The sequence below is a fragment of the Dietzia sp. UBA5065 genome, assembly GCA_002415925.1.
Taxonomy (GTDB): Bacteria; Actinomycetota; Actinomycetes; order Mycobacteriales; family Mycobacteriaceae; genus Dietzia.
The window spans coordinates 1-4,806 of record DIAZ01000078.1; the positions used below are offsets into that span (position 1 = coordinate 1).

Annotated in this window: 3 protein-coding genes and 2 pseudogenes; 3 read left to right on the forward strand and 2 right to left on the reverse strand. The window is 74.9% G+C overall.

Going from position 1 to position 4,806, the window contains the following annotated elements:
* A pseudogene (locus tag B4M60_RS05855) lies at positions 1–428 on the reverse strand (hypothetical protein); the annotation flags it as partial.
* Positions 425–1,048, reverse strand: a complete 624-nt coding sequence (locus B4M60_RS05860; RefSeq protein WP_291081190.1) for a TetR/AcrR family transcriptional regulator — start codon at positions 1,046–1,048, stop codon at positions 425–427. The pseudogene B4M60_RS05855 and the gene B4M60_RS05860, both read right to left, overlap by 4 nt.
* A gap of 45 nt (positions 1,049–1,093) precedes the next feature.
* Here B4M60_RS05860 and B4M60_RS05865 point away from each other — a divergent pair, with 45 nt between their 5' ends.
* The 3 genes and pseudogenes from B4M60_RS05865 to B4M60_RS05875 form a co-directional block, all read left to right on the forward strand.
* A complete protein-coding gene (locus B4M60_RS05865; RefSeq protein WP_291081192.1) occupies positions 1,094–2,320 on the forward strand; it encodes an oxygenase MpaB family protein in 1,227 nt (408 codons plus the stop codon).
* Between the two features lie 124 nt (positions 2,321–2,444).
* Entirely contained in the window at positions 2,445–4,385 is a 1,941-nt protein-coding gene (locus B4M60_RS05870) for a heavy metal translocating P-type ATPase (RefSeq protein WP_291081193.1), read from the forward strand.
* A 66-nt stretch (positions 4,386–4,451) separates the two neighbouring features.
* A pseudogene (locus B4M60_RS05875) lies at positions 4,452–4,806 on the forward strand (hypothetical protein); the annotation flags it as partial.

Here is a 4,806-nt window from a genome sequence, read left to right on the forward strand (position 1 = left end):
CCCGGCGAACCGTCGAGTTTGACCCCGATGATCGGCGGCAGCGCGTAGCCGTCGTCGTTCAGCGACGCCCCGCGGTACCGCCCGTGCCGGGTCTCCACGTGGCCGATCCCCGCCAGGGTGGTCCAGGCGAGGTTGCACTCGGGCCGGGTCTGCCGCATGGTCTCGGCGGCGTTTCCGTACGCGGCCAGCGCTGCGACGGGGATGTTCATCTGCTCGTTGATCCCCGCCGCCCACGGCCGCAGCTGATCGGAGGTGCGACCGGGGGCGTCGAGGTCCACGGCCGGCACCGGCGCCCCGGGCCCGGGCGGGATTCCGGGCGGGATCGGGGTCGGCGCCTGGCGGGTGGGACCGTAGGAGCAGGCGGAGGCGACCACGGCCACGACGAGGGACAGGGTGACGGCGAGGCCGTGCCGGGAGTGAGGGCTCATCGCCCGCCATCCTGCCGGAACCCGGGGCGGCCGCGCGGCGAGGATCCCCCGGCCAGCGCGGTGAACTCGTCCAGCAGCGCATCGCGGCTGACCGGGGGCCGGTCCAGCACCCACCGCACCGCCACGTTCTCCACGGCCATGACGAGCACCCACGCCCGCGCGGCGGGGTCCGCGGTGCCGACCCCCGCGGCGGCCAGGTACACGGCCAGGAGCTCGCGCACCCGCTGCTCCAGCGCGTGCTGCGCGGTCCGGTGCCGGACCGCGGGGAGCTCCTCCCACATGATCCGCAGCAGCCCGGCGTCGGCCTCGAGCGCGGCCAGCAGGGCGTCGGCGATCGCGCGGACCGTTCCGGGGTCCTGCACGTCCACCGGACCGGCGCCGACAAGCGAGGACGCGATCCGGTCGGAGATCTCGGTGGACCAGCGGTCCATGACCACCGCGACCAGCGCGGACTTGTCCGGGAAGTACTGGTAGAGCGAGCCCGGGCTGACGCTCGCCTGGTCGGCCACGCGGTTGGTGGTGAACGCCTCGTAGCCGTCGCGCACGAGCACGACGCGAGCCGCCTCCACGATCCGCTCCACCATCGCCCGGGATCGTGCCTGCTGGGGGACCCTTCTCATGAACGCGAATTGTATGCGAGTAAATACTCGCGTCATAGTCGTGGCATGACCACTGCCCCGGCCACCACCCGGACCACGCCGTACCCCCAGCGCCACCGCGAGGGGGAGGCGCGGGGCCGCCGCCTCGGTCGCGCGCTCAAGCCCATCGCCCGCGTCGGGGACCTCGACGAGGCCCTCATGGACCGGATCGGCCGCGACTTCTTCGAGCGCGACGAGCTGGGCGACCGGCTGGCCCGCGCCATGCGGCTGCGCTCCGGGGAGCCCGGCGCGGTGACGCGCCGCCAGCTCGACCAGGCGCTGACGACCGGCTCGGCCGGCCTGCCCGACGAGGCCCCCCAGATCCTGCGGGACTACATCGCCCACCTGGAGGACACCCCGGACTGGGTGGACTGGGAGAAGATCGAGAAGGGCCAGAAGGCCTACCTGCGCCTGGGCCAGAACGCCGCCGACATCCTGCTGCAACTGTCGCTCATCGGCGGCTACCGGTTCGGCGGCCCCACCGACCTGCTGGTGGCCACCGGGGGCCTGACCGGCGAGACCACGCTCCGCCGCCTGGCCGAGACCAGCCACTGGACCATGTCCCTGTCCATCCCCGACGGGCTGCGGCCGGGCGGCGAGGCGTGGCGGCTGACCGGCCACGTGCGGGCCATGCACGCGGTGGTCAACAACGCCATGGAGCCGCGGTGGGACAGCGCGCGCTGGGGCCTGCCCATCAACCAGAGTGACCTGGCCTCGACCCTCGGGCTGTTCGACGCCGTGGTCCTGCTCGGGGTGCGCACCCTGGGCGTCCGCGTGACCCGCGGGGAGTCCGACGCGGTGATGCACATGTGGCGCTACGTCGGCTGGCTGATGGGCGTGGCCGACCACTACCTGGTGGAGGGCGAGCGCGAACGCCACCGCGTCAACTACCACATCCTGCTCGCCCAGGCCGACATCTCCGAGGCGGGCCCCAGGCTCACCCGGGCGCTGGTCGAGGCCCAGCGCGGCCGCGACCGCAGCGGGCCGCTCCCCCGCCTGCGGGCGCGCCTGGGGCACGAGCGGCTGCTGAGCATGCTCACCGTGCTGCTCGGGCGCGAGTCGATGCGCGAGTTCGGCCTGCCGGTCCGCCCGCCGTGGGCGCACGCCTACCTCATCCCGCTCAACACCTGGCGCTACCGCACCCCGATGGGCCGCGCCCGGCTCGAGCAGTGGGGCGAGAAGGTCCGGGCGCGCGAGCGCAAGGAGGTCTTCGGCGACGCCCGGCCGGACATCGGGCGCCCCGCCACCGCCTGATCCGCGCCCCGCGCCCGCCACCGCCTGATCCGCACCCGCGCCGGCCGCCGCGGGAGTCCGACCGTGTCCGGGTCCGCTGTAGTGTTCAGCGGGTGCTGACGGAGCGGACCGCCTGCGAGACGCCATGACGTCCGCGTGCGGCTGCGACGCACCGGAACTCGGCGGCCCCGAGGACCGGGACCTGCCGTGGTGGAGGGACCCGGGGATCCTGCTGCCCGCGCTCTCGGGCGTCGCGTTCCTCGCCGGCCTGGCCGCCGAGTGGTCGGGGGTCGGGCTCGCCGGCCGGATCCCGTTCTGGATCGGCCTCCTCCTGGGCGGATACACCTTCGCCCCGGGGGCGGTCCGAGCCCTGGTGACCGGCGGGAAGCTCGGCATCGGCCTGCTCATGACCATCAGCGCGGTCGGCGCCGTCCTGCTCGGCCACGTGGAGGAGGCGGCCGCGCTGGCGTTCCTCTACTCCATCGCCGAGGCGCTCGAGGACAAGGCGATGGACCGCGCCCGGGCGGGACTGCGGTCGCTGCTCACGCTGGTCCCCGACACCGCGACGATCCGGCGGGGCTCCGGGGCCGACGGCTCGGGCACGGACGGCGCGGGCACCGAGGGGGCGGGCACGGTGGAGATCCCGGCCGCGGACCTGCTCGTCGGCCAGACGCTGGTGGTCCGGCCCGGCGAGCGGGTCGCCACCGACGGGATCGTGGCCCGCGGCCGCAGCAGCGTCGACGCCTCCGCGGTCACCGGCGAGTCGATCCCGGTCGAGGTCGCACCCGGCGACCCCGTGCCGGCCGGCTCGATCAACACCTCCGGGCTGCTCGAGCTCACCACCACCGCCCCGGGCACCGACAACTCGATCACCACGATCGTCCACCTGGTCGAGCGGGCCCAGACGGAGAAGGGCCACCGCGCCCGCCTCGCCGACCGGATCGCCCGCCCGCTCGTGCCCGGGGTGCTGGTCCTGGCCGTGCTCGTCGCGGTCCTCGGCTCCCTGCTCGGCGATCCGGAGCTGTGGATCACCCGCGCCCTGGTGGTCCTGGTGGCCGCGTCCCCCTGCGCCCTGGCCCTCTCCGTGCCGGTCACGGTGGTCTCCGCGATCGGGGCGGCCAGCCGGTTCGGCGTGGTGATCAAGTCCGGGGCCGCGTTCGAGAGGTTCGGCACCATCCGCCACCTCGCGGTGGACAAGACGGGCACCCTCACCCGGAACACGCCCTCCGTCATCCGCGTCCTCACCGCGCCCGGCGCCGGCGAGTCGGACGTCCTCTCGGCGGCCGCCGCCCTGGAGCGCCACAGCACGCACCCGCTCGCCTCCGCGATCACCGCGGCCGCCCCGGACGCTCCGTACGCCGAGCGGGTCCAGGAGACCGCCGGGCGCGGCATCTCCGGGGTGGTCGGCGGGTCCGCCGTCGCGGTCGGCAGCCCGCACCGGCTCGCCGCGGGCGGGCTCACCGAGCAGATCGCCGAGCTCGAGAGCGCGGGCATGACGGTCGTGGTGGTCCACCGGGACGGCGGACCGATCGGCGCCATCGGCATCCGCGACGAGCTCCGGCCCGAGGTCCCCGTCGTCGTCATCGCCCTCGCCGACCAGCGCATCGGGGTGACCATGCTGACCGGCGACAACCCGCGCACCGCCGCCGCCCTCGGCGCGCAGGCCGGCATCCGCGACATCCGCGCGCGCCTCTCGCCCGGGGACAAGGCCTCCGCGGTCGCCGAGCTGTCCCGCTCGCGCCCCACCGCGATGATCGGCGACGGCATCAACGACGCCCCCGCGCTGGCCACGGCCGACCTCGGCATCGCCATGGGCGCGACCGGCTCGGACGCGGCCGTCGAGTCCGCCGACGTCGCCTTCACCGGCCACGACCTCCGGCTCCTCCCGCACGCCCTGGCCCACGCGCGGCGGGGCAGGCGGATCATCACGCAGAACATCGTCCTCTCCCTGGTCCTCATCGCGACCCTGCTGCCGCTGGCGATCACCGGCACCCTCGGGCTGGCGGCGGTCGTCCTCATCCACGAGGTCGCCGAGGTCGTGGTGATCCTCAACGGCCTCCGCGCCTCCCGCGCCCACATGAGGTGATTTCGGCACATTTGCCACAATGAGGCATATTCACCTCATGTCGGCGGGGTGTGGCACGATCGCCTCATGTACGTGCTGACGATCGACCAACGGCACAGCCGCAGTTCCGACGACCGCGTGCCCGCGCTCCTCGACGCCCTGGCCGGCGTGCCCTGCGTGACGGCGTTCGAGCGGACGGCCGGGGACGAGGTCCAGGGCCTGCTCGACCACCCGGCCGCCGCGCGGTCCGCGCTGCTCGTCGCGCTCCGCGCCGGCGAGTGGCACTGCGGCCTGGGGGTGGGAGGGGTCGACGACGAGTCCTACGCCTCCGGCACGCGGGCCGGCCGCGGCCCCGCCTACCTCGCCGCGCGCACGGCCGTGGAGGACGCCAAGTCCATGCCGGGCTCCGTCGCGGTCCGCGTCCCGGCAGAGGCCGGCGAGG